A 26542-nucleotide genomic window follows, 5' to 3' on the forward strand; every position below is an offset into this window, starting at 1 on the left:
ATGTCTGAAGACAACGTCAACGAGACCGCTGGCGCTGCCGCAGGTGGTGCCCAGGAGCGCGAAAGTGTCTCCAATTTTGAGGGTGGTGGCGAGCGCCCGCCGCAGACCGAGGAGCAGATTAAGCTCGCTGCCGATGCGGAAGAGTTCCTGCACGACGTCATTGACCCCGAGCTGGGGATCAACGTCGTCGACCTCGGCTTGGTCTACGATCTGTGGATCGAGGAGCGGGAGGGCAAGACGCTCGCGATTGTGAACATGACGCTGACCTCGCCTGCGTGCCCGCTGACTGACGTCATTGAGGCGCAAGCGCACGAGGCGATCGTCAACAACACCTCGGTGGACGACATCGTGCTCAACTGGGTATGGATGCCGCCGTGGGGCCCGCATATGATTACCGAGGAAGGTCGCGAGCAGCTGCGCGCGCTCGGTTTCGCGGTCTAAGAATCCCCGCTTTTCGTCCCCCTGATGGAAACATCTGTCAGGGGGACGCAGCGTTTTATGCGGTAGTAGGCGGTTTGGGGGTGCTTGCTACAGTGTTTGCGTGATTGTCACCAATGATCTTGAAGTCCGCGTCGGAGCGCGCACGCTGCTTAACGCTCCCGGCCAACACCTCCGTGTCCAGCCGGGGGATCGTATCGGTCTGGTGGGCCGCAACGGTGCAGGCAAGACGACGACGATGCGCATCCTGGCGGGGGAGACCGAACCCTACGGCGGCTCTGTGACCCGCTCGGGCGAGGTGGGCTACCTGCCGCAGGACTCCAAGGAAGGCGACATCGAGCAGACTGCTCGGGCCCGCGTGTTGTCGGCCCGCGGGCTCGACCAGATCCAGCGCTCGATGGCCAAGCAGCAGGCCATCATGGAGGAAACCGACGGCGCGGAGCGCGACAAGGCGATCGCGAAGTTCTCCCGCTTGGAGGAGCGCTACCAGGCGCTCGGCGGATATGAGGCGAACGCGGAGGCCGCCCAGATCTGCGACAATCTCGGCCTGCCGGGCCGGGTGCTCGACCAGCCGCTCAAGACGCTGTCCGGCGGCCAGCGGCGCCGCGTGGAGCTCGCCCAGATCCTGTTCGCTTCCCGGCAGGGCTCAGGGAAGTCGCAGACCACGCTGCTTCTCGACGAGCCCACGAACCACCTCGACGCCGATTCCATCAGCTGGCTGCGCGGCTTCTTGTCCAAGCACGAGGGCGGGCTGATCATGATCTCGCACGACGTGGAACTCTTGGACGCGGTGTGCAACAAGATCTGGTTCCTCGACGCCGTGCGCGCCGAGGCTGACGTCTACAACATGGGCTTTGCCAAGTACAAGGACGCCCGCGCCCTCGACGAAGCCCGGCGCCGCCGCGAGCGCGCCAACGCGGAGAAGAAGGCGTCTGCGCTGAAGAAGCAAGCCGCAAAGCTCGGTGCGAAGGCGACCAAGGCCGCCGCGGCGAAGCAGATGCTGGCACGCGCGGACCGGATGATGGGGGAGCTGGACGAAGTCCGCGTGGCAGACAAGTTCGCCTCGATCAAGTTCCCGGAACCCGCCCCCTGCGGTAAGACCCCGCTTTACGGCAAGGGGCTGACCAAGATGTACGGCTCCCTCGAGGTGTTCGCGGGTGTCGACTTGGCTATCGACAAGGGGGCGCGCGTCGTCGTGCTCGGGACCAACGGTGCCGGTAAGACGACGCTGCTTAAACTGCTCGCGGGCGTCGAGCGCACCGACGGCGAAGGCGGCCTGGTCACCGGCCACGGGCTGCGCATCGGCTACTTCGCGCAGGAGCACGACACCATTGACGGGGACAAAACCGTGTGGGAGAACACCATCGAGGCGTGTCCGGACGCCGGCCAGCAGGACCTGCGCGGACTGCTCGGTGCCTTCATGTTCTCCGGCGACAAACTCGAGCAGCCAGCAGGCACGCTCTCCGGCGGTGAGAAGACCAGGCTCGCACTGGCCACGCTCGTCTCATCCCGTGCCAATGTGCTGCTTCTCGACGAGCCCACGAACAATCTCGACCCCCAGTCCCGTGAGCAGGTCCTCGACGCGCTCAAGACCTACACGGGTGCCGTCGTCCTGGTCACCCACGACCCGGGCGCGGTGCGCGCGCTTGAGCCGGAGCGGGTGATTATCATGCCCGAAGGCGATGAGGATTTGTGGAGCGACGAATATATGGAGATCGTTGAATTGGCTTAAAGGGGCTGCAAATTAGCATGGAAGTATGTCTTCCTATGCACGTCGCCTCTGCGCTTCAGTCCTCGCCGCCGGAGGCGTAGCCGATCTGGCCATCGGGGGCATGATCAATAGCGTGTTGTACTAACGCGGCCGCGTAGACTGGCGTCTATGAGCAACAACGAACTTGTGAAGATCCTGCGCGACGCATGGAACGGCATGTCTACAGACCAAAAGACTATCGTCGGAATTCTTACGGCCTTGGACACGGTCGGCAAAGCGCTAGCACTACGTGACCTTGCGCGTGCGAAGGACAGCAAGGTCCGCGGCCCGAAGTGGCTGTGGACGCCGATCATCGGCGCGGTCAACACCTTCGGCTGGGTGGGCTACTTCCTCATCGGGAAGAAGCGCTAGTTTCACTCTCAACCCCGGCGTAGTAGCGGATCTGCGTCACCGGTTGCATCCGCGGCCGCTGCCAGGGGTAGCGATCGCCGGCGACGTCGATCGCCTCGGTGAGTTCTAAGAGCGTGTCGGTGCCACCGGCCCCGCCTACAGTGAGCGTCTCGGCGTCAATGGACACCTCGGACGCAAACGTTCGCTGGTGGTGTTTTTGCTTGATGCGCGAGGACGGGATTTCGGCAAACACGAGCTTGCCGCGGCGCAGCACAGTCACGTCGTCGGCAACGTAGCTCGGGCGGATGCGCTCGCTGCCGATCAGCGAGGCAACGTACACAACGCCCCAGATGGACAGCAGCAGCGCAACCAACCGCACTGTCCCCGCGGGGAGGAGCAGGTGGACTACCACCATCTCGATGCATAGGACCGAAATCACGCTCACGAGCATCTGCAATCGCCCTGGCGGGTGGGGGAGTACCTCTGCATCCTCTGGCACGAGCCGGTGGCCGCGAATCCACCGCAGTAGATCGAGGTACAGTTCGAGCTCGTAGCGGGCAAGACGGAAGCCTGGATGCTGCTTCCACAACGAGAGGACCTTATCCATCGAACCCCTCCGCCAACGCCTGCAGCACGACTCGTTGCGCACCCCGCGTCGGCACATCGTGCACGCTGAGTGGCACGTCGCCTGCCTGCAGGGTAGAGAGAACCCCGCGCAGCAGCCCGTGGGGGAGGAGCTCGCGAAAGCGCGAAGCGGTTTCGGCCACTTGGCAGTTTCGCGGCCGCATCTCCCCGAGGTCCTCCCAGAGCTGACCGGCCGCACGCGCTGCTGTGATGCACTCCGGATCGTTGAGGTTTGCACGCAGCTGGTCCCACGTGGCGGCAGTGGCAACCCCGGTCAGCGCCATGAGGTCCCACGCGTCCAGCTCGCGCTGGAGTGCCTGCGGGTCGGTGAATACTCCACGCAGTGCTTGGCGGATATCCTCCGGCGCACCAGAAGGATTAGCCGCAAGCATGGCCAGCCTCTTCCGCTGCTGCTGCAGGTGGGCAATGCGGCCATCCAGTTGCGCTAGGGCACGCTCGACCACAGCCGCGGTGTCTTCGGTGGCGACGTCGGCGATGGGCACGCCGGCGTCGATAAGCGCACGAGCGCGAACGACAGCGGCGAGGTCGTTGATCGAATACTCCCGGTAGTTTCCACTCGTGCGAGCAGGCTCGGCCACGGCTCCGCTTTCGTGCAGGTGGCGCACTGAACGTACGGAGCAACCTGCGGCCGCAGCGACTTCAGAAATCTTCACGCCTTTAAACCTAAACCCTCACACAATGTGAGGGCCAAGGGAAGCGCGCCTAGTTCCTAAACCCGTGCACAGGTGCCGGGATGAAGCCGCCGCGCCGGATCATTTCCGCAGTGCTCTTCGTATTGACCGGGATGACCGGCGCGTAGCCGAGCAGGCCACCGAAGTTCACCTCATCGCCCGGCTTGGTGCCCGGGACGGGGATGAGGCGTGCCGCGGTGGTCTTATGGTTCATGATGCCGATCGCGGCTTCGTCGGCAATCATGCCCGCGATTGTTTCCGCCGAGGTGTCGCCGGGGATGGCGATCATGTCGAAGCCGACGGAGCAGATCGAGGTCATGGCCTCGAGCTTGTCCATGGAGATCGAACCGGAGCGGACCGCGTCGATCATGCCCTGGTCCTCGGAGACCGGGATGAAGGAGCCAGACAGACCACCGACGCGGGAGCAGGCCATCATGCCGCCCTTCTTCACCGCGTCGTTGAGCAGGGCGAGTGCAGCGGTCGTGCCGTGGGTGCCGACCTGCTCGAGCCCGATGCGCTCCAGGATGTGGGCTACCGAGTCGCCGACCTCCGCGGTCGGGGCGAGGGAGAGATCGACGATGCCGAAGGGCACGCCGAGGCGCTCCGCCGCCATGTTGCCGACCAGCTGGCCGGCGCGGGTGATCTTGAAGGCGGCCTTCTTGATCTCCTCGGCGATCTCGTTCAGCGAGGCACCCGCCAGCGGGCTGATCGCGTTGTCCACCACGCCGGGGCCGGAAACACCGACGGAGACCACCGTGTCGGGCTCCTCGATGCCGTGGAAGGCACCGGCCATGAATGGGTTGTCGCCGACCGCGTTCGCAAAGACCACGAGCTTCGCGCAAGCGATGGAGGACTCGTCCTTCGTCAGCTCGGCGGCCTCCTTGACCACCTGACCCATACGCGCGACAGCGTCCATGTTGATGCCTGCGCGCGAGGTGCCCACGTTGACGGAGCCGCACACCGCCTGGGTGACGCTGAGCGCCTCGGGGATCGAATCGATCAGGCGGCGATCTGAGGTCGTCTCGCCCTTTTCCACCAGCGCGGAGTAGCCGCCCACGAAGTTGACGCCCAACTCGGACGCGGCCTTGTCCAAAGCGCGCGCGATGTCGACGGGGTTGCCGTCCACACCCGCTGCAACGAGCGAAACAGGGGAGACCGAGATGCGCTTGTTCACGATCGGAATGCCGAGCTCGCGCTCAATGCCCTCGCACACCTCCACCAGGCGGGCGGCGCGGGTGGTCACCCGGTCGTAGACGGCCTGGCAGGTGGCCTCCATGGAGGAGCGGGTGCAGCCGATCAGCGAGATGCCCATGGTGACAGTGCGGATATCCAGGCGGTAGTCCTCGATCATCCGGATGACGTCGAGGATGTGGCCGGACTTAAAATCGAAATCTGTAGCCATCGTCGTGTGTTACCCCTAGACCTCGTTCATCGCGGTGAAGAGGTCCTCGGACTGGATGCGCACGATGACGCCGAGCTTGTCGCCCACGGCCGCAAGGTGCTCCTGCAGCTCGCCCATGTCCGGGGTGTTGTCGGGGAGGGCGACGCGCATGACCATAGTGAAGTAGTTATCCATCAGGGTCTGGGAGACGTCGAGAATGTTCAGGTCGCGTTCCGCGGCAGCACCGGCCACGGCGGCAATGATGCCGACGCGGTCCGGGCCCGTGGTGGTAATGATTGCGTGCATAGCGCTCATCTTAGTGCGGGGGTGGTGTACGGCGCGCAGCTGGGAGGTTACGGTGGGCCCATGACTGCTTTTACCAACAACAAACACACAACATTTAGCGCACAGCCGGAACGCACGAGGCGTGTGCTCGTCATCGGCGCGGGCGGCAATGTCAGCCGCCACTCGGTGCCGTGGCTAGCCCAGCAGGGCCACGAAGTTACCGGGCTGGTGCGCAACCCTGCGCACGTCGAGCGCATCGAGCAGGCGGGCGCGCACGCTTTGGTTCGCGACATTACGGAGCTTTCCGTCGCGCAGTGGGCTGACCTGCTTGCGCAGTTCGACGTGGTGGTGTGGTCCGCTGGCGCGGGCGGCGGTTCTGCGGAGCGGACCTGGGCGGTCGATCGGGATGCGGCACTGCGAGTCATCGAAGCGCTCGAGCAGCTCTCGGAGCCTCCACGGTTCCTCATGGTCTCCTACGTCGGCGCGCGTTTCGCCACCACAGAAGACGATGGTGGCTCCTGGTACGCCTACGTCGAGGCGAAGAAGGCGGTGGATCTACGCCTGATGGACAGCGACCTGCCGCAGGTCATCCTGGGCCCCGCCCTGCTTGTCGACGGCCCCGTGCCCGGCTTCGCCCCAATCACGGCCGCAGGCGACGACGGTGCCGACTCGGCGCACCCGGAGACCTCGCGCGAGCTGGTCGCGGAGGTCATCGTTGAGCTCGTCGGACGCGAAGACGTCTCTGGAGTGCCCAACCCCTTCGAGTTTGAAAATGGCAGCGTGCCGGTGCGCGAGCTCGGCCGCTAAGGCGGGCTAGGCGCGCGGAGCGTGCGCCGGGCTGCGCTCGAAGCAGTACTGGGCGAAGTTGCGCAGGATCGCGTTCGCCCAAGCCACATCGTGGTTCGGCAGGTCCGCCACGATCCGGGCGTACTCTTCGGCAGGGAAGTACCCGTAGTCGTAGAAGAAGTCCATGCGCGTGTGCATCGCTTCCGCGTCCATCTCCGCGTGGAACTGAGTAGCCCACACCTTCTCGCCGTAGCGCACGATTTGGACCGGGCAGCTCGGACCGGTGGCCAGCACGGTCAGCGTGGCGGGCAGCGTGTCTGCGTCGGGATTCTCGGTGTGGCCGGTCAGCGCGGTGAAGCGGGCGGCGGTGCCGCGGAGGAGGGGATCGTCGTGCGCGGCGTCGCTAAGCACGACCTCGGTTGGGCCGGAGTCTTCCGGGTGGGAATGGCCGACAGTGCCACCGAGGTGATCCACCAACCAGGAAAAGCCGAAGCAGACGAAGAAGACCGGGAGCCCGGAATCCACCACCCCGGCGAGCACCTCGTGGACGTGACGCTGCCACGGCGAGTACTCATCGTTGGTGATGTTGAGCGAGCTGCCGCCGACGATGATGCCGCTGATGGTCTCAAGCGAGCCAACCTCCTCGTCGAGCCGGTCGAGGATCTGCAGCTCAACGTCTACCTCGCTTAACCCCGTGGCCTTGAGTACGTCGTGGTATTCGGCACGTGCGACCTGTTGGGCAAGTTCGCCCTGGCGCAAGGAGAGGAAAAGCAGCTTGGACATAGCGGCAAGTCTATACCGCTTGGTCTACTTTGTACTAAACGGGCTCCGTACGGACTGCTCCACCAAAGAAAGCATGGCCTCTAGACGCTCCACGGGCTCGCCCGCAGCCAGCTTAACCACGAATCCTTCGAAGACCGTCTCCAGGTAGGTCTGCACCACGTCGGTGGTCACGTCCTCGCGCGTTGCGCGGTTGGACACGATGCGTTCATGAACAGCTTTGTCTAGCACCTCCTGGTGCTCGCGCCAGCGCTTCTCAAACTCGGGATCGGTGCGCAGCTTGCGGACGATCTCGGCCCGGGTGACAAACCAATCGTTCTTTTCCCGGTGGTGCAGCATGTCGCGCATCACCTCAACCAGACCCTGGTTGCTCACCACCTCGGCCTGGCGCTTCGCGTCCTCGCTTGCGATCGCGAGGAAGAGCGCCTCCTTGTCTGCAAAGTGGTGGAAGATCGCACCGCGTGTTTTCCCGGTCGCCTGCTCAAGCTTGGCTACGGTGGCGCCTTCGAACCCGTAGTGGGCGAAGCAGAGGCGGGCAGAGTCGATGATTTCCTGCCGACGGCGAGTGAGTTCGCTTTCGCTGACGATGGGCATGCGCGGTGCGATCCTTCCTTTGTTCGGGGTGGGCTGGGTGCAGACAAAGAAGAGGGGCACCCGGGTGCGAAACCCGAGTTACCCCTCTTGCTGGGTCAAGGCATTAGTTCTTGACCATCTGGCGCAGCACGTACTGCAGAATGCCTCCGTGGCGGAAGTACTCTGCCTCACCAGGGGTGTCAACGCGGACCACTGCGTCGAACTCGACCTTCTCGCCGCCGTCCTTCGTCGCTGCGACGTGGATCGTCTTCGGGATCGTGTCGCCGTCGTTGAAGGCGGTGATGCCGGTCAGCTCGAAGGTTTCGGTGCCGTCCAGGCCGAGGGAGCCGTGGGACTCACCCTCCGGGAACTGCAGCGGCAGCACGCCCATGCCGATGAGGTTCGAGCGGTGGATACGCTCGAAGGACTCAGCGATGACGGACTTGACGCCGAGCAGGTTGGTACCCTTTGCAGCCCAGTCACGGGAGGAGCCGGTGCCGTACTCCTTACCAGCGATGACCACGAGCGGGATGTTCTTCTCTGCGTAGTTCATCGCCGCGTCGTAGATGTAGGCCTGCGGTGCGCCCTCCTGGGTGAAGTCGCGGGTGTAGCCACCCTGCTCGTCCACCAGCTCGTTGCGCAGACGGATGTTGGCGAAGGTACCGCGAACCATGACCTCGTGGTTACCACGACGGGAACCGAAGGAGTTGTAGTCGTGGCGTGCCACACCGTGCTCGTCCAGGTAGTTCGCCGCCGGGGTGCCCGGCTTGATGGAGGAAGCAGGGGAGATGTGGTCGGTGGTCACGGAGTCGCCGAGCTTGGCCAGCACGCGTGCACCGGCGATGTCCTCGACTGCCTCCGGCTCCTCCGGCATGCCGTCGAAGTACGGAGCCTTGCGGATGTAGGTGGAGTCCTCGTTCCAGTCGAAGGTCTTGCCCTTCGGGATGTCCAGGTTCTGCCACTGCTCGTCGCCCTTGAAGACGTCAGCGTAGTCGGCCTCGTACATCTCGCGGGAGATGATGCCGGAGATGGTGCTCTCGATCTCCTCGGTGGACGGCCAAACGTCCTTCAGGAAGACGTCGTTGCCATCGGCGTCCTGGCCGAGCGGCTGGGTCTCGAAGTCGAAGTCCATGGTGCCGGCGATGGAGTACGCGATAACCAGCAGCGGGGAGGCCAGGTAGTTCATCTTCACATCGGGGGAGATGCGGCCTTCGAAGTTGCGGTTACCGGACAGGACTGCGGTTGCGGTCAAGTCGTACTCGTTGATTGCATCCGAGACCTCGTTCGGCAGCGGGCCGGAGTTACCGATGCAGGATGCGCAGCCGAAGCCGGTGAGGTAGAAGCCGACAGCCTCGAGGTCCTTCCACAGGTCGCCGCGCTCGTAGTAGCCGTCGACGACCTGGGAGCCCGGAGCCATGATGGTCTTGACCCACGGCTTGGCGTGCAGGCCCTTCTCAGCAGCCTTACGAGCCAGCAGTGCGGCACCGACCATGACGGACGGGTTGGAGGTGTTGGTGCAGGAGGTGATTGCGGCAATCGCGACCATGCCGTGGTCGAGGGTGTACTCGCCGCCCTGCGGGGACTCGACGATGACCGGCTTGGATGCGCGGCCCTCAGCGCCTGCTGCTGCAGACTCGCCGTTGCCCGGCCAGGACTGGTTGTAGTCCACGGACTCGGTCTTCTCTGCGCGCACCGGCTCGGAGGTCTCGTTGCCAGCGGTGTTGTAGTCCGGCAGCTGCTTGCGGAAGGTTTCCTTCGCCTCGGCGAGCAGAATGCGGTCCTGCGGGCGCTTCGGGCCAGCGATAGACGGTACGACGGTGGAAAGGTCGAGCTCGAGGTACTCGGAGTACTCGGCCTCCTCTGCGTCCTGCTCCAGCCACATGCCCTGTGCCTTGGCGTATGCCTCGACGCGGTCGATGTCCTCCTGGTTGCGGCCGGTCAGGTGCAGGTAGTTGATAGTCTCCTCGTCGATCGGGAAGATCGCACAGGTGGAGCCGAACTCCGGGCTCATGTTGCCGATGGTGGCGCGGTTTGCCAGCGGAATCTGCTTGACGCCGTTGCCGTAGAACTCGACGAACTTCTGCACCACGCCGTGCTCGCGCAGCATCTCGGTGATGGTGAGCACCACGTCGGTTGCGGTCACGCCTACCGGGATCTCACCGGTGAGCTTGAAGCCGACGACGCGCGGGATGAGCATGGAGACCGGCTGGCCGAGCATTGCAGCCTCGGCCTCGATGCCGCCGACGCCCCAGCCCAGGATGCCCAGGCCGTTTTCCATGGTGGTGTGGGAGTCGGTACCGATGCAGGTGTCCGGGTATGCCAGGCCCTCGTTGTCAAAGACAACGCGGGAGAGGTACTCGATGTTGACCTGGTGGACAATGCCGGTTCCCGGCGGGACGACGCGGAAGTTGGAGAAGTTCTCCGCACCCCAACGCAGGAACTGGTAGCGCTCCTCGTTGCGCTGGTACTCAATCTCGACGTTCTTATCCAGCGCGGTGGTGGAACCAAACGCCTCGATGATCACGGAGTGGTCAATGACCATCTCTGCCGGGTTCAGCGGGTTGACCTGGTCGGGGCTGCCGCCGAGGTCGCTGACTGCCTCACGCATCGTGGCAAGGTCGACCACACAGGGCACGCCGGTGAAGTCCTGCATGAGGACGCGGGCCGGGGTGAACTGGATCTCGATCGACGGCTCGGCCGACGGATCCCAGTTGGCAATTGCCTTGATGTGGTCTTCGGTGACGTTCTTGCCGTCTTCGGTGCGCAGCAGGTTCTCGCCCAGCACCTTGAGGGAGTAGGGCAGCTTCTTCATGCCGTCAACAGCATCGAGTGCGAAGTAGTCGTAGGACTTCCCGCCGACCTCCAGCGTCTTCTTAGCGTTGAAGGAGTTCTTGCTTTCAGCCACAGTGAGCTCCATTTCTCGTCGTAATCCAAATCTGGGAACTATGACACGTGATGGTCAACCATCAATGATATGCGACCAACCACGGTTCCGTCGCCATAATAACAGTACGCACGTTATGTTTAGGTAAGGCGCGGAGGTTTTAGGGAAAGAACTGGCCGAGGAGTGCGCAATCTCACCCCCATTTGCGTGCAGTACAACCGCGTGGGGCACGCAGTCGCGATGGAGCTGCCAGATACACTGCACAATCGCCGCGCCGATCGTGGTGGCGGCGCGCCCCTCGCACAACACCTCAAGGAGTGTCCGAATGATTCCACCCGAGATCGACATGGCTGACTTGGAAGGCCAGCTCGCGGCGGACGGCATCGCCTTCGGGACGGAGAACCCAGTCAATGCACCGCTCGAAGCGGCCATGCGCGACGCCCTTGACGCCGCGCCGAGTGTAGACCAGGGTCACACAGGGCTCGTCGTTCTCGAGCACACACCCGCACATGTGCCGGACCTGCGCGACGTGGCCCAGGACCTGTTGCTCGCGGGGGACTTCGACACCGTGATCGTGCGCACCCCCCAGGTGGCGCTGGCCGTCAGTGACACGCTCGACCGCGCATCTATCGACGCCGGGCAGCGCGCGATGGTCGCCGAACCCGATTACCTCCAGGGCGTGATCGCTTTTGCGGAGGCCGCCGACAGCTTCCATATGCCCTGGCTGCCGCTCGCGCTCGCCGCGGCAATCGTCTTCGGTGTAGTAACCGGCGCGACTGTGTGGGCGGTTCGCGGACGGATGTAGCCAACCCTGTCGAAAGCGCTACCGCGCCGTCCCGCCTTGACTTGAGGTGGGGCGGCGTCTTCTTTTTGCTCGCGTTACATGATGTGTCCAAAATCACACTAAGTATGCAGGGGGATGAATGTGCAGCGTGTGGTCATTTTGGGTCATGGGAAAAACCTTGACTCATGTGAAATTAGGTAAAGATTGTGCAACGGGATGATCACGTGTCGTATGGTCTCCATGTCGGCTCGTGAGTCGGCATTGCACTCAATCGTCTCGCGCTCAACAGCAACAACGCGCTAGTCACGCGAGGTTGCGTCGGAAAATTCGGGCATGTGGGGAAGCACGCCAAGGATGAACCGGGCACAGACGGCGGGGTCAGTGTTGCTTACGGGCTTGCATCAGTAGTCAATTTTCTACAGCTGCGAGTCAAGGCTATGGGCTAGTCACCCATGGGCGGCAGCCGTCGAGAGGTGGCAAGCCCCTCGATGATTTCCGCATGCTTTGACACGCGGCGTGAGGAGCCCTTTTCGTGGTAGAACCATCGCGGTTCACGCCATCGTCTGTGGGTGGAGCCTCGGCTGCTGCGCGCCCCACGCGCGCTGGCCGCCGATTCCGCGCCACCCTCGGCGTCGTTGCGTGCACAACATCCCTGTCCTTTGCGGCACCCCTGGTCAGCCCCGTGGCCGTTGCCGCTCCGGCGTCGATGACGGAGCTTGCGGCAAACATTTCGCAAGCCCAAGCCAACATCGACCGGCTGAACCTCAACATCGGCGACCTGCAGGAAAAGGTCAACCAGGCGCTGGTAGACCTGCAGGACTCCCGCGCACGTGCCGAGCAGGCTCGCCGCGGTGCAGAGGAGGCAAAGAAGCGTCTCGCAGCCTCCGAAGAAGCTGTCGTGGAGGCGCGTAAGGCGCTCGATGAGGTCACTCGTTCTCAGTACCGCGGCGCGGGTCAATCGAAAAGCCTTGACTTTGCCATAAGTGGCGATGATCAGAAGGACGTGCTTGATCGCTCGCTCTTCCTCCGTCAGCGGACTGAGGAGCGTCGCGCGAAGCTCGCCGAAGTTGAGCGCGCCCGCACTGAGGCAGCGAACGACGAGGCGACACAGCGCGAGGCAAGCGAGCACGCTGCGTCTACCGCCGCAGAGGCCGAGGCCGCTGAGGCAGAGGTGCGTGCACTGCTCGACTCGGCCAACTCAGAGCTCGCGCAGGAGCAGTCCCAGCGCGATGCCGCTCAGTTGGAGCTCGACGCGGCCCAGTCCGAGCTCGACCAGCAGCGTGCCGACGCCAACGGGGACGCCGACACTACTGAGTCTTCAGAGTCCGCTGAGGGCACGGAGGGCGCTGCGGGCACTGAAACCGATGCCCCTGCACAGCAGCAGGTCGAGCAGACGGACGGCAGCGCGCTCGCTGCTGCGCCAGAGCAGCAGGTCACTGCAGACGAGGTGCCGGACGACGTGGTTGTGCGCGTCGAGCAGCACGCGGCGCAGATCGACCCGGCCGTGGCGTCGCTGAGCTCGGAGACCGTGGCCCAGGCGTTGACCACCGCGGCAACTGCTAATGGGGAGAACCTGCAGACGGCACCGGCGGAAAACGCCGAAAGCGGGGCCAACGCCGCGGCGATGTCGAGCAACCTGGAGATCTCCGACGAGATGATTACTGCTGCGGCAGGCATCATTGCCGCCGCTGCGATGGTCGGGTCGAGCCAGGCGAACCACACCAGCCTGGACAACCCCTACGGCGGGTCGAGCAACAGCGAGGTCATCGCGGCCTTCGCCGGCGGCTTGAGCAACGCGCTCGGCGGCGGGGCGGCGAACGTGAGCCCAACGTCCGATGACTACGCTAGCCCGGAGGTCAGTGATGGTCTTGCCTCGCTGCTGCCGGAGGTCGGTACCGCAGAGTCTGTCTCCGACGCGGTTTCCAATGCAGTCTCCGGCTCGAATTCGGGCTCGATCGAGACCGTCATCTCCCGCGCGCAGGCCATGATCGGCACGCCGTACGTGTGGGGCGGCGGTGACGCGAACGGTCCGACAACCGGTGTCAACGGCGGCAGTGTTTCCGGGTTCGACTGCTCCGGCCTGGTGCTCTACGCCTTCGCTGGCGTTGGCATTTCGCTGCCGCACTACACCGGCTACCAGTACCAGCGCGGCACCCAGGTGCCCGCGAGCGAGGCGCAGCGCGGCGACTTGCTCTTCTGGGGTCCGGGCGGCAGCCAGCACGTGGCGATCTACCTCGGCGACGGCACGATGATCGAGGCCCCGCAGGCGGGCCAGAACGTGCAGATCTCCCCGGTCCGCTACTCCGGTATGGCGCCGATGGCGGTGCGACTCCTCTAGGTACTGGCTCCGCGTCATGTCACGCTCATTACGATGGTGGCATGAAGCTTTCTGACTACGATGCACTCCTCGTCCTTTCCTTCGGCGGCCCCGAGGGTAAGGACGAGGTGCTTCCATTTTTGGAGAATGTGACCCGCGGTCGTGGCATCCCCAAGGAGCGCTTGGCCAAGGTTGGCGAGCACTACTACCACTTCGACGGCGTCAGCCCGATCAACCAGCAGAACCGCACGCTGATCGCCAACGTCGAGGCAGAGCTGAAAAGGCGCGGCATTGACCTTCCTGTCTACTTTGGCAACCGGAACTGGCACCCGCTGGCCGAGGACACGGCGAAGCAGCTCGCTGCGGACGGTAAGCACAAGGTACTCGTCTTTGCCACCAGCGCCTGGGGTGGCTACTCCGCCTGCCGCCAGTACGACGAAGATATCCAGCGGATGCGCGAGGTCGCGCCGAGCGTGAACTTCACCAAGCTGTGGCAGTTTTTCGGCAACGAACGCTTCGTTGCACTGATCGCGGCTGAGCTGAAGGGCGCGATCGAGCGGGCCACGGGTAAAAACTTCCGCGTCCTCTTTACTGCGCACAGCGTCCCCGATGCCGCGGACCTCGTCTCGGGTGGGCCCGACAACTCGCACCTCTATTCCCGGCAAGTGGCAGAGGCGTCCCGCCTCGTGGCCGAGCGGGCTGGCGTAAGCGACTACGAGCTTGTTTGGCAGTCCCGCTCTGGCAACCCTGCAACCCCGTGGCTCGAACCCGACGTCGTTGACCGCGCTGAGGAGCTCGCAGACACCGGGATGGAGCACCTCATCTGCGTACCGATCGGGTTTATCACCGACCACATGGAGGTGGTCTGGGACCTCGACACCGAGCTCAAGCAGGCCTGCGAGGCCAAGGGCGTCAGCCTTGATCGCTTGGCAACCGTGGGGTTGACCCCGCAGTTCGCCGCGATGGTGGTCGATCTCGCCGAGGCAGTTGCGCGGGGCGAGGAGCCGGCTAGCTTATCGACGGTCACCGTCCAGGGCTGCACCGAAAACGGTGCCCCGTGCCGCCCAGGCTGCTGCGCGCCGCAGCAGCGGCCCACCGGGGCGCGGCCCCAGTAGCGCTTAGGCGTTTCCCATGTATTCGCGCTGGTAGTCCAGTACGGCGTCGGCCACCCCCGCCATCCGCGCGGTCCGGATGTGGCGCCACAGGGCGAAAAGCTGCGGGTCGAAGGAGTGGTCGTTGAGCCGGTCGGTCACCGTCTCGATGATGGCCGCGACCTGGTCAGCGCGCGCGAAAAGCTTGGCTGCCCGCGCGGTGACGCCGGCGGGTAGGCCCGGCGTGTCGTAGAAGTCGGCGAGTGTGCCGACGGTAAGGCGGGGGTTGGGGAGATCGTGGCGGGTGGGACCTGTGGCGTCGATAAGCAGTGCAGCCTGGTTGGTGGCCTGGGCGAGCAGCGCATCGGCCTCCCCGGGGCTGAGCCACGCGGGCTCGGGCAGGCGGCGGGTTTCTTCGAACCAGCGCCACTGCACCGTGGCACCGGTGTAGCGGGGCACGAGGATGTGGGAGGCGTCGTGGCCGCGTACGACGATCGCGCCGGCGGGAGTGAGCGCCTCCATCGCGGGGCTGCCGGCGAGAAGTCCCGGGGCTTGCCCCGGACCCCAGAGGATGAGCCTGACTGCGGGGCCGGGGGTTTCCAGATCGGCGGCGGCGCGGATGTCGCGAAGCAGCGGCAGAAGCGGGCCGCCGAGGTAGGAGTGCCTGCCGCCGAGGTCGCGTAGGGCGTCGAGGGTTTCATCGCTGGACTCGACGTTGTAGAGCCACGCCGCGATCCAAACGGCGGTGTTTTGCAGGGGCGAATAGACTTCGGCGCGCGAATGCATTCGACGAATCCTAGCAGGGCTTTTTGCACAGGAGTAAAGCGGTGAGTGCGCCCCGGTTAGACTTTGGTCACTATGAGCTTTGATGACCGCTACGGAGGAGACATTTTTCAGGGCCACGCGCGCAAAAAGCGGCCGGTGTACCCGGAGGTGCCGGCAGAGCCTGGCATCGTCGTGGAGATCGTGGGCAACGACTTCGTTGGTGCCGTGGTCGGTTTCGAGCGCACCTACGACGGTGACTTCGTCCGGCTCGAGGACCGGTACGGCACCGAGCGGCTGTTCAAGATGCTGCCGGGCGCGTTCCTGGTGGAGGGCCAGCGCGTCACCCTGACCAGGTACGTGCCCCCGCAGGAAACTGGCCCGAAGCGTTCCAACTCGGGCTCGCGCAAGGTGGAAAACGTGCGCGCGAAGGTCGCCATGCCCAGCAGGATCTGGGTCGAAGGCATCCACGACGCGGCGATTGTGGAAAAGGTGTGGGGCCACGACCTGCGCGTCGAAGGCGTCGTGGTGGAGTACCTCGAGGGCCTGGACAACTTACCGGAGAGGCTCGCGGAGTTTCAGCCAGGCCCTGGTCGCCGCATCGGCGTGCTCGCGGACCACCTCATCGAAGGCACCAAGGAGTCGCGGCTGGTTGAGCACGTCGGCGAGCACGTCCTGGTCACTGGGCACCCCTACATCGACATCTGGGCTGCGGTGAAGCCGGAGAAGCTGCGCATTCCGGCCTGGCCGGACGTGCCCTACGGCGAGGACTGGAAAACCGGTGTGTGCGAGCGCCTCGGGTGGTCGGATCCGAAGGAAGGCTGGCACCGCGTGTACAACGCTGTGGAGACGTTCCGTGATTTGGACTCCACACTGATTGGTGCGGTCGAGCGGTTGGTCGATTTTGTGACGAATCCTGATCTGTCCAAGCAAGACCTTGTACCCTAGGGCGCGTGGGTGCTTTAGTTTGGTTTGTCGCAGCAGCAGTCCTCGCGCTTTTAGAGCTTGCGGTGGGGGAGTTTACCCTGCTTATGCTCGCTGCCGGCGCGTTGACCACTGCAGGAGTCGCGCTCGGCGGAGTGCCGTTGTGGGCCGAGATCGTCACATTCGTGGTTTCCTCGGCAGCGTTCTGGCTCTTTTTGCGGCCGTACCTGAACAAGCGTTTCCGTCAACCGCAGGTCTATGACGACTCACCTCGCGCGCTGGTTGGCCAGCGCGTGACGGTGATCGAGGAGATCGGGCCGGATGGCGGTCAGGTGCGGATGGATGGTTCCATCTGGTCAGCGAGGTGCCTCGACCCTGCCGAGCGCATCGCCGCCGGCGACACTGTCACAGTAGCGGATATCGACGGCCCTGTTGCGGTCGTCTGGAAGGAACACTAAATGGGCGCAACCATTGTTTTGGTCGTCATCATCGCCCTCGTGGCGGCCTTGCTCTTCGCCTCCGTGAAACTGATCCCGCAGGGGGAGTCCGCCGTGATTGAGCGGCTAGGACGCTACACCCGCACGGTTTCCGGTGGCCTGACTTTACTCATCCCGTACATTGACTCGGTGCGTGCGCGCGTGGATACGCGTGAGCGCGTTGTGTCTTTCCCGCCCCAGGCGGTGATCACGCAGGACAACCTCACCGTGGCGATTGACACGGTGGTGACGTTCCAGATCAACGACCCCGCCAAGGCCATCTACGGGGTGGACAACTACCTCGTCGGCGTGGAGCAGATCTCCACAGCAACGCTGCGCGACGTGGTCGGCGGCATGACGCTGGAGGAGACCCTGACCTCGCGCGAGACCATCAACCGTCGCCTGCGTGGCGAGTTGGATGCCGCGACGGGTAAGTGGGGCCTGCGCATTAGCCGAGTGGAGCTCAAGGCAATTGATCCGCCGCCGAGCATCCAGCAGTCCATGGAGATGCAGATGAAGGCGGACCGCGAGAAGCGCGCCATGATCCTTACCGCAGAAGGTAAGCGTGAGTCTGACATCAAGACTGCAGAGGGTGAGAAGCAAGCACGCATCTTGTCCGCCGAGGGCGAGAAGCACGCCGCGATTTTGAGCGCGGAGGCTGAGCGCCAGGCGATGATCCTGCGCGCCGAGGGTGAGCGCGCCGCGAAGTACCTGGCCGCCCAGGGTGAGGCTCGGGCGATCCAGAAGGTCAACGCCGCGGTGAAGTCCTCCGGCGTGACCCCGGAGCTTTTGGCGTACCAGTACTTGGAGAAGCTGCCGCAGATTGCGGACAACGAGGCGGCCACGATGTGGATGATCCCCTCGCAGTTCGGCGACTCGCTGCAGCAGTTCGCGCAGGCCTTCGCGGGCAAGGGCGAGGACGGCGTGTTCCGCTACGAGCCCGCCCGCGTGGACGAGGAAACCAAGGAGATGGCGGAGTCGGAGGACACCGACTCATGGTTCGACACCTCAACGGATCCAGAGCTGGCGAAGGCGCTTGCCGAGGCACGGGCCGTGGCCAACAAGCACGTCGACGATCCGGACCCGACGCAGGACAGCCCCAGCAGTGTTGCTCGTTCGAGCGCACCGGAGGCCGCCCATCAGCCCCGCGAGATTGCTGCGCCGGAGCAGTCCTCGTCCGTCTACGCCCCGTACCCAGCCCAGGAAGAACTTAAGAATCCAGAGCAGGAGGCGCGGAAGCCTGAGTAATCAGGTTGAGCGCGAGCTTCCACCCGGCCTGCTCGGCTTGCCAGCCGGCAGCCTGGAGCCGCTGGCTCATCGCCTGCTTGGAGATGCCGAGCTCGGCCGCCGCTTCATTCTGATTGAGGCCACTTCGCACCAGCGAGGTGGCCTCTCGGCCTTCCAAGGTGCGCTTGTGTAGCACGTGGCCTACGAGCGCGAACGTCGCCGCGATATCGGTGGCGAAGGTCTTTGGCTCAGGCGTATCCACAACGACACTGACCTTGGCGGGGCGGGTACCCACCGCGTCGCTCGCCGCGTAGACGGCCCGGCCGTGGCCGGTGATGCCGAGCCCGATTGCCCAGTTGCCGTCGGAAAGCAGCGCCATGACCAGGTTGAGCGCGGCCTCGGGCGAATCCACGTCGGCGCGGATGTCCTCGACGCCGCAGACCTCGAACTCGCCAACCCCCGACAGCGTTGCCAGCGCCTCGGCCGAGCGCTGCACGAGCTGCGCGCGGTTCTTCTCCCTACCCCTGTACTTCGCGTGGACGGCAATCATAGGGCCTACTTTACGCCCCGGTCTGGGTTCAGGCCTTTACTTTTGGGGTGCGCGGCGTGTCGGTAGCGCGGCGTCGAGAAGCAGGCCCCCGACGCCGAGGATTGCCAGCGCCACGAGCGCCGCGATCGCCCAGGGATTGGCCTGGCCGGTGAGCGTATCGCCGAAGATCACCCCGAGCACCGTCGTTGGCGCAGAGCCGATGAAGGTCGCGATGGCGAAGGGGAGCACGCGCACGCGGGTGAGCGCTGCGGCGTAGTTCATGATGGAAAAGGGCACGCCGGCGATCATGCGAAGGCTGGCTACCGCCAACCACCCGCGCTGCTCGAGGCGGCGGTTGATCTGCTCGACCGCCGGGTGTGTCAGCTTCGGCGCGATCCAATCGCGCAGCAGGCCCCGCACGATGCACAGGGACAGCACCGCTGCGGCCGTCGTCGCCGTCAGCGACAGCGCAATACCCGCCCCGGTGCCGAACAGGATGCCCGCGGACAGGGTCAACACGGTGCGGGGGATGGGGAACTGCGTGATCAGCACGTAGAAGAGCCAGAAGACGACCGGGAACCAAGCGCCAGTGGAGTCGGACCAGGCGCGCAGCGTGGCAAGCGAGGGCACGTCCAGCCACCACCACGCCGCGCAGAACGCGAGCGCGGCAAGGGCAACTAAGGTAATGCGCTGCGGAGTCGCGGTTGGCACAGCACGCCGGGGCCTTTTGCTTGCCGACGGCTGCGTGCCCGTAGATTCCGCAGACTCCATAAGGTCCAGCTCTCCTTGTGCGAAAAGAAAAACCGGCTCCTTCTCAGAAGCCGGTCGTTGTGCCCGAGGGGGGACTTGAACCCCCACGTCCGTTAATAGGACACTAGCACCTCAAGCTAGCGCGTCTGCCATTCCGCCACCCGGGCTGGGTGTTTGTGTTTTCAGCCTCTCGGCTGGGCACTTGCACTACTATAGGGCGACACCACCAAAGAGTACAAATCGCCAGCGTGTTGGTGGTTTCCGGTGCTGTCAGACCGCGTGTGTCGGGCCCGTTACGACACTGCTGTGATTCGCGTGGCCCTCGTGTTGGGACGAGCACCGTGAGGTTTCGGCGAATTGGGCAAAAACATGGCGGAGTTCACAACATTTCAGGTACAAATAGGAAGCATGACTACTTCATACGTATCTGATCGTTTCCCCGGCCCCGACCCGTACGCGCCGTTGAAGGACCTGCCATCCTTTCCGCTAAGCTCCGAGGACTTCGTCGAAGGCGAGAAGCTCCCGCTTGCGTTGACCGGCGACAATGCGACCTCGCCGCAGCTGTCTTGGTCCGATCTGCCGAAGGGCACGAAGTCGCTCGCCATTACCTGCTTTGACCCGGACGCCCCGACTGGCTCCGGCTTCTGGCACTGGGCCGCGTTTAACATCCCGGTCTCGGTGACGAGCCTGGCTTCCGGCGATGCCGCAAAGGAAGACCTGGGCGTGGGTGCCACCCAGCTGGTTGGCGATTCGGGTGTCTCCGGCTTCTACGGTGCGAACCCGCCGGCAGGTCACGGCCCGCACCGCTACCTGTTTGCGGTGCATGCGGTGGACGTCGAGGAGCTGCCAGCGGAGATCGCCAACCCGACGCAGCTTGGCTTTAACCTGTACTTCCACTCGCTGGGTCGCGCCGTGGCGTGGGGTTGGTTCGAGAACAACTAACTCGACGTTTACCTATGGTCCCAATTCAGCTTCGCGCAGGCGGCGCGTTTATCACGCTGGCCGCCGCGCTGTTCTTGTTTACCGTGTTAACCCTGCTCCGTGGCGAGGAGCTCTTCGCTATGACGTTGCAGACCGTCACCGTGCTTATCGCCGCGGTGATCATCGGCGCGTTCGCCACCGTGAGCACCTCCCAGGAGGGCTCGCGCACGCAGGTCGGCGCGCTCATTGTCGCGCTCGTGCTCATCGGGCTCGGCGTGGCGCTGCCGACATACACGCTGTTCTACACGCAGGCCTACTGGCCCGCGCTGTGGGGCGTTGGCGCGCTGCTGTGCGCGATCGTGCTGCGCCGGACCACGCCGCAGCGTCGCTAGCGAGCCGCTAGCCCTTGTAGGGTAGCCCGCAGCCCACGGCCTGGGTAATATCCTTCAGGTCGTGGGCTTTAATCTGTGCGGCAATGCCGGTGTGGATCCGGCGGATCCAGGCCGGACCGCCGTAGATGAAGCCCGTGTAGCCCTGGAGCAGGCTTGCGCCCGCGGCGATGCGCTCCCACGCCTGCTCGGGCGTGCTGATCCCGCCGACGCTGACCAGCGTGAGCGATTCGCCAACGCGCGCGTGGAGGCGGCGCAGCACCTCGAGCGAGCGGTCATTGAGCGGGGCACCGGAGATACCGCCGGCGCCCATCGCCTCGACCTCATCGGCAGGCGTGGCAAGGCCCTCGCGGGAAATCGTGGTGTTCGTCGCCACGATGCCCGCCAGGCCGAGCTCTACCGCCAGGTCGGCGACCGCGTCGATGTCCTCGTCGGAAAGGTCCGGGGCGATCTTCACCAGCACTGGGGTGTCGGTCGACTCCGCGACTACCTGCAGGATCGGGCGGAGCTCTTCAACCGCCTGCAGGTCGCGCAGCCCGGGCGTGTTCGGGGAAGAGACGTTGACCACCAGGTAGTCGGCCAGGGGACCGAGCACGGTTGCGCCGGCGCGGTAGTCGGCGACGGCGTCTTCGGCGGTCTTGTTCTTGCCGATGTTGATGCCCACGATGTCGGTCGACTTGCGCGAATCGAGGTTAATCGCCGCCGCGAGCGCGCCGCGGTTGTTAAAGCCCATGCGGTTCAAGATCGCCTTGTCGGCGGGCAGGCGGAACAGGCGGGGCGCGGGGTTGCCGGGCTGCGTCTTCGGTGTGACGGTGCCGACCTCGGCGTAGCCGAACCCGAGCGCGCCCCAGGCGTCGAGCGCGTCGGCGTTCTTATCAAACCCGGCAGCCAGGCCGAGCGGGGCGGGGAATTCGACGCCGAAGCAGACCTGCTTGAGCGCCGGGTCGTGCACGCGCACGACCTTCTCTGCGAATCGGTTCACCGGGCCGAGTGCGTGGAGTGCGCGCAGCCCGACGTTGATGATGCCGTGGATGCGCTCCGGCGGCAGGAGGAACATTGCCTTAAGCGCGGCGGCGTAGGCCGTGTCGTACACGCCGGCGGCTTTGCTGGGGGAGGATGGCTTCTCGGTCACGTCTCTTACTTCCTTTTGCGTCGCCGGTGTTAGTTTTGCGGTACTTGGGTTGCGGGGGCGGTTGCGGCCGGCAGATCGGCAAGTTCCCGGTCGGTGGGCTCGACGATCTGGAGGCCTTCGCCGGAGGCGGACGCGATGAGCAACGTGGCGTCGTCAAGCGTGATGATGCTCTGCGCGTCCGCAACTGTTGCGAACTCGCTGCGTTTGAGCGGGACGCCGCGGGAGATGTCGTAGCCGGTGGCGGTGTTGGTGGCGGTGGAGGTGATCCACGCGAGCTGCGTGTTCTCGTCCCAGGCCACATCCCACGGGCTTTCCGGCACCGGTGCCATCTGGTGGAGGCGGATGATGTCGTCGGTGGTGTAGACCAAAAGCTGGTTGCCCGTCGCGTCGGCGGCGAGCACCAGCCCGTGTGTGCCACCGGCGACCTTGCCTACGCCCAGGCCGACGCGGAGCGTGCCGCCCTGGCGGCCCGTGCCCCAGTCAATGTCCTGGATGGTGGTGTCGAAGTGGTTGACGCGCACCACGCTGTCCGCCTGGCCGTCCACGGGGACCGCCTGGAGCTGGTCGGTTTCGCGCGCGACCGAGAAGGTGTCGGCGAGCTGACCGTCGCGGTAGAGCCAGACCTTGCGCTCGCTGTCGCTACCCGCGAGCACCTCGCCGCCGGTGGTGACCGTGGCAGAAGTAACCGGCTCCTCGACCTCTAGGGTCTCCGCCTGCGCGGAATCCGCGGCGCGCACAAGCATGATTGTGCTCCCACAACCCAGTGCGAAAACCCCGGCGTTGGCGGAAACATCTCCGCACGCCTCGTCGAGCGCAAGCGTGTCAGCGGTACCCTCGCGCAGCTTCTCGACGGTACCCACGTGCAGCTCGTTGGCGGTGCGCACCGCGATCACGCCCTCGGTAGTGTCGAGGTCTTCGATTGCGTCGAAAGGCAGGACGGTGCCTGCGGGATCAGACGATGCGGGGGATGGAGCCGGAGTGGCGTTGCCCATCTGCTCTGGCAGGTCGTCGCCAGTGACGTCCGAGCCGCACGCGCTCAGCGCGGTAGCGGCCACCAGAAGACAGGCAGCAGCACGAAATCTTGAGTGTTTCACAACCCCTAACCCTAGCAACCTGGCGTAAGCACCTTGAGCCGTGTGCGTTGGGTGGCAGCGGTATGGCGCGGGTAGTGTTTCTTGCCATGACTGATCCCACGCAACTCACCGAGTCCATGACCTGGATCCAGGTCATCGTCTTGTCGATCGTGCAGGGGCTGACCGAGTTCCTGCCGGTCTCGTCCTCCGGGCACCTGCGCATCGTCTCCGAGCTGTTTTGGGGTCAAGACGCCGGTGCCAGTTTCACCGCCGTCGTCCAGCTCGGCACGGAGCTCGCGGTGCTGGTCTACTTCGCCAAAGACATCTGGCGCTATCTCTCGGGCTGGTTTGTCGGCCTGGCCAACAAGGACAAGCGCGGCTTTGACTACCGCATGGGCTGGATGGTCATCGTGGGCACCATCCCGGTCGCGGTAATGGGCGTGCTGTTCAAGGACCTGATTAGGGAAAACCTGCGCAATCTGTGGATCACCGCGGCGGTGCTCATCCTGTTCTCCCTCGTGTTCATCCTCGCCGAGCGCAAGGGCAGAAAGACCCGCAGCTTCGAGGAACTGAACATGAAGGACGCAATCGTGATGGGCCTGTGGCAGTGCCTCGCGCTCATCCCGGGTGTGTCGCGCTCCGGCGGCACGGTCTCCGGTGGCCTCTTTCTCAACCTGGACCGCGAGGTGGCCACCCGCTTCAGCTTCCTGCTCGCCATCCCGGCCGTGCTCGCCTCGGGGCTCTTTTCGCTTCCCGACGCCTTCGACCCCCAAGCCGGACAAGCCGCTAGCGGCATCCAGCTTTTGGTCGGCTCCGGCGTGGCCTTCGTGCTCGGCTACATTTCCATTGCCTGGCTTTTGAAGTTCGTGTCCAACCACTCCTTTGCCTGGTTCGCGGCCTACCGCATCCCGCTGGGCATCATCGTGATGATCCTGTTGGCCACGGGTGTGATGCAGCCGGTCTAGTCTGCGGCTGTTATCCGGACTGCGCTGAAACCGGCGCAGATGGGTTAGGGTGGTTGCCATGCAATCCTGGCCTTACCCGAATGTGAAGCACGTCGCCGGTTTCCCCCGGCCGTTGCACTTGTACGACACCGCCGACCAGAAAGTGCGTCCGGTTAACGTGACACCGGATGCACGCGGCGAGGTCGGCCTCTACGTCTGCGGGATCACCCCGTACGACTCCACCCACTTGGGCCACGCCGCGACCTACCTCACCTTCGACCTGGTGCAGCGCCAGCTGCTGGCTAACGGCCACAAGGTCCATTACGTGCAAAACGTCACCGACGTGGACGACCCGCTGTTCGAGCGCGCCGAGCGCGACGGCGTTGACTGGCGCGAGCTGGGCCGCAGCCAGATCAACCTCTTCCGCAGCGACATGGAGATCCTCTCGGTGATCCCGCCGCGCGAGTTCGTCGGCGCGATGGAAGCGATCGATGAGGTCGCTGAAATGGTGCAGAAGCTTCTCGACGTTGGCGCGGCCTACCGCCTCGACAAGGGCGATATCTACGCCGACATCACGGCCACCGAGCAGTTCGGCTACGAGTCCAACTTGGATCGGACCACCATGGAGGCCTTCTTCGCTGAGCGCGGCGGCGACCCGCAGCGTGAGGGCAAGCGCGACACGCTCGACGCCCTGGTGTGGCGCGGGGCGCGCGAGGGTGAGCCGTCCTGGCAGACACCGCTGGGGGCGGGCCGACCCGGCTGGCACGTGGAGTGCTCCGCGATTGCCACCAACCGCCTCGGCTCCTCTTTCGCCATCCAGGGCGGGGGCTCCGACCTGGCGTTCCCGCACCACGAGTTCTCGGCAGCACACGCGGAGGCGGCCCTCGGCACCCCGCGCATGGCCGGCCACTACGTCCACTCCGGCATGATCGCGCTCAACGGTGTGAAGATGTCGAAGTCGTTGGGCAACCTCGTTTTCGTGCACAAGCTCACCGAACAGGGCCACAGCGCCGACGCCATCCGCGTGGCGGTCTTTGCCGACCACTACCGGGCCGACCGCGACTTCAGCGACCGCGGGCTCAAAGCCGCCGAGCAGCGCCTTGCTCGCTGGCAGGAGCGCTTAAGCAACGAGGTATCCGAGGCAGAGGCGCTGGCTAACACCAACGAGCTGCGCGCCGCGCTTGCCGACGACCTGGACACGCCCCGGGCGCTACGCCTCATTAACCAAGCACGCGGCGACCACGAGGGCCTGTTCGCGGATGCGATTGACGGCCTGCTCGGCGTGCGCGTTTTCGCCGAGTCGTAAAGAATAGAGACCATGACAACGCCAACACCAGCAGAATCCTCCGTCCGCACCGAGCTGCAGCCGGAGGTCGACGAGTTCATCGATGACTTGCGTACCTTCGCCACTGGCTCCTACCTCAACGACAGCGATAAGGAGCTGTGGGAGCAGCCCTTCGACCCGGATGCGCTGCCCGAGCTGAAGAAGCTGCTCGAGATGTTTCTCGACGCGGTCGACCTGCTTGAGCCTGCGCCCGACGCCGCGCGCCTGACATCGCTGGTCACGCCCTTCTACGACAACCTGGAGGCCTTCAACGCTAAGTACGAGTACGCCGTGCTCGAACCCGAGGAGAAGGCTGAGCTGGAAGACCTCGTACGTCGCGCCGCAGTAGCGGTTGGCGCGGAGGACGAAGCAGTGGGGGAGCTGCCGGAATTTGAGTAAGCACGAGCTTCCCGCAGCGATCTTCTGGGACATGGACGGCACGCTCATTAACACAGAGCCGGTGTGGGCGGAGACCACCTTCGAGCTTTCCGAGAAACTCGGGCGCAGGCTCACCCCGGAGGAACGCAAGAAGACCGAGGGCGCAAGCTTCGCCGAGTCGCTGCGCATCTGTGCGCGGTGGGCCGACTACGAACTCGTTCCGGGTGAGGAGGACACGCTGCGGGAGTGGATGTACGCGCGGATGGCGGAGAAGCTCGCACACGGCATTGAGCTCACTCCGGGGATCCGCCCCCTGCTCAGCCTCTTAGAGGCCACGGGCGTGCCGATGTTTGTCACCACGAACACCGAGCGCTCCCTGGCGGATCGCTGCATCGACGCGATCGGGCGTGAGTTCTTCACCGACTCGATCACCGGCGATGAGGTCACCGCCCCGAAACCAGCCCCGGACATGTATGCCGAGGCCGCCCGCCGCGTCGGGGCAGACCCCGCGTCGTGTCTGGTCGCGGAGGATTCCTTCACCGGCATGACGGCCGCAGCCACTGCTGGTTGCCGCGTGCTCGGCCTTGCACAAGAGGTGCCGCGCGGGGTGTACAAGTTTGACCCAGCGCGCTTTGTGGGGGCGACGGTGGCGGATGTTTCCGCATGGTTTGCCGCGGCGGCAAGGCCACTGGGCTAAGGTTTGAAGGCGTGAAAACTTTCGATGCACTGTTTGCTGAGCTGACCCAAAAATCCGCCGACCGCCCCGCGGGCTCCGGCACCGTCGAAGCGCTGGACAAGGGCGAGCACTTCATCGGCAAGAAGATCATCGAGGAGGCCGGCGAAGTCTGGATCGCGTCCGAGTACCAGTCGGACGCAGAGCTCGCCGAGGAGATGAGCCAACTCATCTACTGGACGCAGGTCATGATGATCAAGCGCGGGCTGACCCCGGAAGACATTTACAAGTACCTCTAGGAAGT

Annotated in this window: 29 protein-coding genes and 1 tRNA gene; 17 read left to right on the plus strand and 13 right to left on the minus strand. The window is 64.7% G+C overall.

Annotated features, from left to right (window positions below):
* The 3 genes from HMPREF2550_RS01735 to HMPREF2550_RS01745 all read left to right on the plus strand — a co-directional run bounded on the left by HMPREF2550_RS01735 (position 1) and on the right by HMPREF2550_RS01745 (position 2560).
* Complete coding sequence (locus HMPREF2550_RS01735; protein WP_070789318.1) at positions 1-441, plus strand: metal-sulfur cluster assembly factor; 441 nt, start codon at positions 1-3, stop codon at positions 439-441.
* A 100-nt stretch (positions 442-541) separates the two neighbouring features.
* Positions 542-2170, plus strand: coding sequence for an ABC-F family ATP-binding cassette domain-containing protein (locus HMPREF2550_RS01740; RefSeq protein WP_070789319.1), 1629 nt, complete (start codon positions 542-544; stop codon positions 2168-2170).
* A 147-nt stretch (positions 2171-2317) separates the two neighbouring features.
* Positions 2318-2560: a PLDc N-terminal domain-containing protein gene (locus HMPREF2550_RS01745; RefSeq protein WP_083316983.1), complete on the plus strand. Its 243-nt coding sequence runs from the start codon at positions 2318-2320 to the stop codon at positions 2558-2560.
* Here the strand turns inward: HMPREF2550_RS01745 and HMPREF2550_RS01750 are convergent.
* Genes HMPREF2550_RS01750 through HMPREF2550_RS01765 form a run of 4 tightly spaced genes read right to left on the minus strand, consistent with a single transcriptional unit; the run spans position 2541 to position 5542 of the window.
* On the minus strand, positions 2541-3146 hold the full coding sequence (locus HMPREF2550_RS01750) for a hypothetical protein (RefSeq protein ID WP_070762711.1): 606 nt from the start codon (positions 3144-3146) through the stop codon (positions 2541-2543). The two genes, HMPREF2550_RS01745 and HMPREF2550_RS01750, sit on opposite strands and share 20 nt — an antisense overlap.
* On the minus strand, positions 3139-3837 hold the full coding sequence (locus HMPREF2550_RS01755; RefSeq protein ID WP_070789320.1) for a MerR family transcriptional regulator: 699 nt from the start codon (positions 3835-3837) through the stop codon (positions 3139-3141). Before HMPREF2550_RS01755 ends, HMPREF2550_RS01750 begins: the two co-directional genes overlap by 8 nt.
* 49 nt (positions 3838-3886) lie before the next feature.
* The gene (locus HMPREF2550_RS01760; protein ID WP_070762709.1) at positions 3887-5257 is read right to left on the minus strand and encodes a PFL family protein; all 1371 of its coding nucleotides are present in this window, start codon (positions 5255-5257) and stop codon (positions 3887-3889) included.
* A 15-nt stretch (positions 5258-5272) separates the two neighbouring features.
* The gene (locus HMPREF2550_RS01765) at positions 5273-5542 is read right to left on the minus strand and encodes an ACT domain-containing protein (RefSeq protein WP_038590680.1); all 270 of its coding nucleotides are present in this window, start codon (positions 5540-5542) and stop codon (positions 5273-5275) included.
* Positions 5543-5602: 60 nt separating this feature from the next.
* Here HMPREF2550_RS01765 and HMPREF2550_RS01770 point away from each other — a divergent pair, with 60 nt between their 5' ends.
* On the plus strand, positions 5603-6328 hold the full coding sequence (locus tag HMPREF2550_RS01770; protein WP_070762708.1) for an NAD(P)H-binding protein: 726 nt from the start codon (positions 5603-5605) through the stop codon (positions 6326-6328).
* A 6-nt stretch (positions 6329-6334) separates the two neighbouring features.
* On the opposite strand, the gene HMPREF2550_RS01775 is transcribed toward HMPREF2550_RS01770, so the two are convergent.
* The 3 genes from HMPREF2550_RS01775 to acnA all read right to left on the minus strand — a co-directional run bounded on the left by HMPREF2550_RS01775 (position 6335) and on the right by acnA (position 10565).
* A complete protein-coding gene (locus HMPREF2550_RS01775) occupies positions 6335-7090 on the minus strand; it encodes a glutamine amidotransferase-related protein (RefSeq protein WP_070762707.1) in 756 nt (251 codons plus the stop codon).
* A gap of 24 nt (positions 7091-7114) precedes the next feature.
* Positions 7115-7681 carry a TetR/AcrR family transcriptional regulator gene (locus HMPREF2550_RS01780; RefSeq protein ID WP_070762706.1) on the minus strand — a complete coding sequence of 189 codons (567 nt, stop codon included), beginning with the start codon at positions 7679-7681 and terminating at the stop codon, positions 7115-7117.
* 103 nt (positions 7682-7784) lie between these two features.
* Positions 7785-10565 (minus strand): aconitate hydratase AcnA, encoded by a 2781-nt coding sequence (acnA, locus tag HMPREF2550_RS01785; RefSeq protein ID WP_210399960.1) that lies wholly within the window; start codon positions 10563-10565, stop codon positions 7785-7787.
* A gap of 304 nt (positions 10566-10869) precedes the next feature.
* On the opposite strand from acnA, the gene HMPREF2550_RS01790 reads away from it, so the two are divergent.
* The 3 genes from HMPREF2550_RS01790 to HMPREF2550_RS01800 all read left to right on the plus strand — a co-directional run bounded on the left by HMPREF2550_RS01790 (position 10870) and on the right by HMPREF2550_RS01800 (position 14760).
* Complete coding sequence (locus HMPREF2550_RS01790; RefSeq protein WP_070762704.1) at positions 10870-11349, plus strand: Rv1476 family membrane protein; 480 nt, start codon at positions 10870-10872, stop codon at positions 11347-11349.
* 544 nt (positions 11350-11893) lie between these two features.
* Positions 11894-13666: a DIP1281 family NlpC/P60 protein gene (locus HMPREF2550_RS01795; protein ID WP_070762703.1), complete on the plus strand. Its 1773-nt coding sequence runs from the start codon at positions 11894-11896 to the stop codon at positions 13664-13666.
* A gap of 41 nt (positions 13667-13707) precedes the next feature.
* Positions 13708-14760 (plus strand): ferrochelatase, encoded by a 1053-nt coding sequence (locus HMPREF2550_RS01800; RefSeq protein WP_070762702.1) that lies wholly within the window; start codon positions 13708-13710, stop codon positions 14758-14760.
* Positions 14761-14763: 3 nt separating this feature from the next.
* On the opposite strand, the gene HMPREF2550_RS01805 is transcribed toward HMPREF2550_RS01800, so the two are convergent.
* A complete protein-coding gene (locus tag HMPREF2550_RS01805; protein WP_070762701.1) occupies positions 14764-15522 on the minus strand; it encodes a hypothetical protein in 759 nt (252 codons plus the stop codon).
* A gap of 72 nt (positions 15523-15594) precedes the next feature.
* Between HMPREF2550_RS01805 and HMPREF2550_RS01810 the strand changes: the two genes are divergently transcribed.
* The 3 genes from HMPREF2550_RS01810 to HMPREF2550_RS01820 are packed head-to-tail and all read left to right on the plus strand — an operon-like array spanning position 15595 to position 18146.
* Positions 15595-16446: a DUF3097 domain-containing protein gene (locus HMPREF2550_RS01810; protein ID WP_070762700.1), complete on the plus strand. Its 852-nt coding sequence runs from the start codon at positions 15595-15597 to the stop codon at positions 16444-16446.
* Positions 16447-16451: 5 nt separating this feature from the next.
* Positions 16452-16880: an NfeD family protein gene (locus HMPREF2550_RS01815; RefSeq protein WP_070762699.1), complete on the plus strand. Its 429-nt coding sequence runs from the start codon at positions 16452-16454 to the stop codon at positions 16878-16880.
* Positions 16881-18146 carry an SPFH domain-containing protein gene (locus HMPREF2550_RS01820; protein WP_083316981.1) on the plus strand — a complete coding sequence of 422 codons (1266 nt, stop codon included), beginning with the start codon at positions 16881-16883 and terminating at the stop codon, positions 18144-18146. It abuts the gene before it with no gap.
* Here HMPREF2550_RS01820 and HMPREF2550_RS01825 read toward each other — a convergent pair.
* The 3 genes from HMPREF2550_RS01825 to HMPREF2550_RS01835 form a co-directional block, all read right to left on the minus strand.
* Positions 18109-18675, minus strand: coding sequence for a MarR family transcriptional regulator (locus tag HMPREF2550_RS01825; RefSeq protein ID WP_070762698.1), 567 nt, complete (start codon positions 18673-18675; stop codon positions 18109-18111). The two genes, HMPREF2550_RS01820 and HMPREF2550_RS01825, sit on opposite strands and share 38 nt — an antisense overlap.
* Positions 18676-18711: 36 nt before the next feature.
* Entirely contained in the window at positions 18712-19365 is a 654-nt protein-coding gene (locus HMPREF2550_RS01830) for a TVP38/TMEM64 family protein (RefSeq protein WP_070762751.1), read from the minus strand.
* Between the two features lie 120 nt (positions 19366-19485).
* Positions 19486-19571 (minus strand) — tRNA-Leu (locus tag HMPREF2550_RS01835).
* Positions 19572-19812: 241 nt separating this feature from the next.
* On the opposite strand from HMPREF2550_RS01835, the gene HMPREF2550_RS01840 reads away from it, so the two are divergent.
* The gene (locus tag HMPREF2550_RS01840; protein WP_070762697.1) at positions 19813-20346 is read left to right on the plus strand and encodes a YbhB/YbcL family Raf kinase inhibitor-like protein; all 534 of its coding nucleotides are present in this window, start codon (positions 19813-19815) and stop codon (positions 20344-20346) included.
* Positions 20347-20360: 14 nt separating this feature from the next.
* Positions 20361-20717, plus strand: a complete 357-nt coding sequence (locus tag HMPREF2550_RS01845; RefSeq protein ID WP_070762696.1) for a hypothetical protein — start codon at positions 20361-20363, stop codon at positions 20715-20717.
* Positions 20718-20724: 7 nt separating this feature from the next.
* Here the strand turns inward: HMPREF2550_RS01845 and HMPREF2550_RS01850 are convergent, their stop codons facing one another.
* The gene (locus HMPREF2550_RS01850) at positions 20725-21807 is read right to left on the minus strand and encodes a quinone-dependent dihydroorotate dehydrogenase (protein ID WP_256380809.1); all 1083 of its coding nucleotides are present in this window, start codon (positions 21805-21807) and stop codon (positions 20725-20727) included.
* Positions 21808-21875: 68 nt separating this feature from the next.
* Positions 21876-22940, minus strand: coding sequence for a hypothetical protein (locus tag HMPREF2550_RS01855; RefSeq protein WP_210399959.1), 1065 nt, complete (start codon positions 22938-22940; stop codon positions 21876-21878).
* A gap of 116 nt (positions 22941-23056) precedes the next feature.
* Here HMPREF2550_RS01855 and HMPREF2550_RS01860 point away from each other — a divergent pair, with 116 nt between their 5' ends.
* The 5 genes from HMPREF2550_RS01860 to HMPREF2550_RS01880 are packed head-to-tail and all read left to right on the plus strand — an operon-like array spanning position 23057 to position 26537.
* Entirely contained in the window at positions 23057-23884 is an 828-nt protein-coding gene (locus tag HMPREF2550_RS01860) for an undecaprenyl-diphosphate phosphatase (protein WP_371441162.1), read from the plus strand.
* 58 nt (positions 23885-23942) lie between these two features.
* The gene (gene mshC / locus HMPREF2550_RS01865; protein ID WP_070789322.1) at positions 23943-25169 is read left to right on the plus strand and encodes a cysteine--1-D-myo-inosityl 2-amino-2-deoxy-alpha-D-glucopyranoside ligase; all 1227 of its coding nucleotides are present in this window, start codon (positions 23943-23945) and stop codon (positions 25167-25169) included.
* Between the two features lie 12 nt (positions 25170-25181).
* Positions 25182-25586 carry a hypothetical protein gene (locus HMPREF2550_RS01870; protein ID WP_070789323.1) on the plus strand — a complete coding sequence of 135 codons (405 nt, stop codon included), beginning with the start codon at positions 25182-25184 and terminating at the stop codon, positions 25584-25586.
* A complete protein-coding gene (locus HMPREF2550_RS01875; RefSeq protein ID WP_256380807.1) occupies positions 25579-26262 on the plus strand; it encodes an HAD family hydrolase in 684 nt (227 codons plus the stop codon). The genes HMPREF2550_RS01870 and HMPREF2550_RS01875 overlap by 8 nt, the downstream gene beginning before the upstream one ends.
* Positions 26263-26273: 11 nt before the next feature.
* Positions 26274-26537 (plus strand): phosphoribosyl-ATP diphosphatase, encoded by a 264-nt coding sequence (locus HMPREF2550_RS01880; protein WP_038590632.1) that lies wholly within the window; start codon positions 26274-26276, stop codon positions 26535-26537.
* Positions 26538-26542: the final 5 nt, after the last annotated feature.

The sequence above is a fragment of the Corynebacterium sp. HMSC074A01 genome (assembly GCF_001831515.1).
Lineage (GTDB): Bacteria > Actinomycetota > Actinomycetes > Mycobacteriales > Mycobacteriaceae > Corynebacterium.

Excerpts from the sequence above, each read along its gene's own strand:
- HMPREF2550_RS01820 (WP_083316981.1), top strand. The coding sequence starts at position 16,881 with ATGGGCGCAACCATTGTTTTGGTCGTCATCATCGCCCTCGTGGCGGCC.
- HMPREF2550_RS01775 (WP_070762707.1), bottom strand. The coding sequence starts at position 7,090 with ATGTCCAAGCTGCTTTTCCTCTCCTTGCGCCAGGGCGAACTTGCCCAA.
- HMPREF2550_RS01810 (WP_070762700.1), top strand. The coding sequence starts at position 15,595 with ATGAGCTTTGATGACCGCTACGGAGGAGACATTTTTCAGGGCCACGCG.
- HMPREF2550_RS01745 (WP_083316983.1), top strand. The coding sequence starts at position 2,318 with ATGAGCAACAACGAACTTGTGAAGATCCTGCGCGACGCATGGAACGGC.
- HMPREF2550_RS01765 (WP_038590680.1), bottom strand. The coding sequence starts at position 5,542 with ATGCACGCAATCATTACCACCACGGGCCCGGACCGCGTCGGCATCATT.
- HMPREF2550_RS01860 (WP_371441162.1), top strand. The coding sequence starts at position 23,057 with ATGACCTGGATCCAGGTCATCGTCTTGTCGATCGTGCAGGGGCTGACC.
- HMPREF2550_RS01735 (WP_070789318.1), top strand. The coding sequence starts at position 1 with ATGTCTGAAGACAACGTCAACGAGACCGCTGGCGCTGCCGCAGGTGGT.
- HMPREF2550_RS01770 (WP_070762708.1), top strand. The coding sequence starts at position 5,603 with ATGACTGCTTTTACCAACAACAAACACACAACATTTAGCGCACAGCCG.
- HMPREF2550_RS01760 (WP_070762709.1), bottom strand. The coding sequence starts at position 5,257 with ATGGCTACAGATTTCGATTTTAAGTCCGGCCACATCCTCGACGTCATC.
- HMPREF2550_RS01805 (WP_070762701.1), bottom strand. The coding sequence starts at position 15,522 with ATGCATTCGCGCGCCGAAGTCTATTCGCCCCTGCAAAACACCGCCGTT.
- HMPREF2550_RS01845 (WP_070762696.1), top strand. The coding sequence starts at position 20,361 with ATGGTCCCAATTCAGCTTCGCGCAGGCGGCGCGTTTATCACGCTGGCC.
- HMPREF2550_RS01800 (WP_070762702.1), top strand. The coding sequence starts at position 13,708 with ATGAAGCTTTCTGACTACGATGCACTCCTCGTCCTTTCCTTCGGCGGC.
- HMPREF2550_RS01840 (WP_070762697.1), top strand. The coding sequence starts at position 19,813 with ATGACTACTTCATACGTATCTGATCGTTTCCCCGGCCCCGACCCGTAC.
- HMPREF2550_RS01825 (WP_070762698.1), bottom strand. The coding sequence starts at position 18,675 with ATGATTGCCGTCCACGCGAAGTACAGGGGTAGGGAGAAGAACCGCGCG.
- HMPREF2550_RS01780 (WP_070762706.1), bottom strand. The coding sequence starts at position 7,681 with ATGCCCATCGTCAGCGAAAGCGAACTCACTCGCCGTCGGCAGGAAATC.
- HMPREF2550_RS01750 (WP_070762711.1), bottom strand. The coding sequence starts at position 3,146 with ATGGATAAGGTCCTCTCGTTGTGGAAGCAGCATCCAGGCTTCCGTCTT.
- HMPREF2550_RS01870 (WP_070789323.1), top strand. The coding sequence starts at position 25,182 with ATGACAACGCCAACACCAGCAGAATCCTCCGTCCGCACCGAGCTGCAG.
- mshC (WP_070789322.1), top strand. The coding sequence starts at position 23,943 with ATGCAATCCTGGCCTTACCCGAATGTGAAGCACGTCGCCGGTTTCCCC.
- HMPREF2550_RS01790 (WP_070762704.1), top strand. The coding sequence starts at position 10,870 with ATGATTCCACCCGAGATCGACATGGCTGACTTGGAAGGCCAGCTCGCG.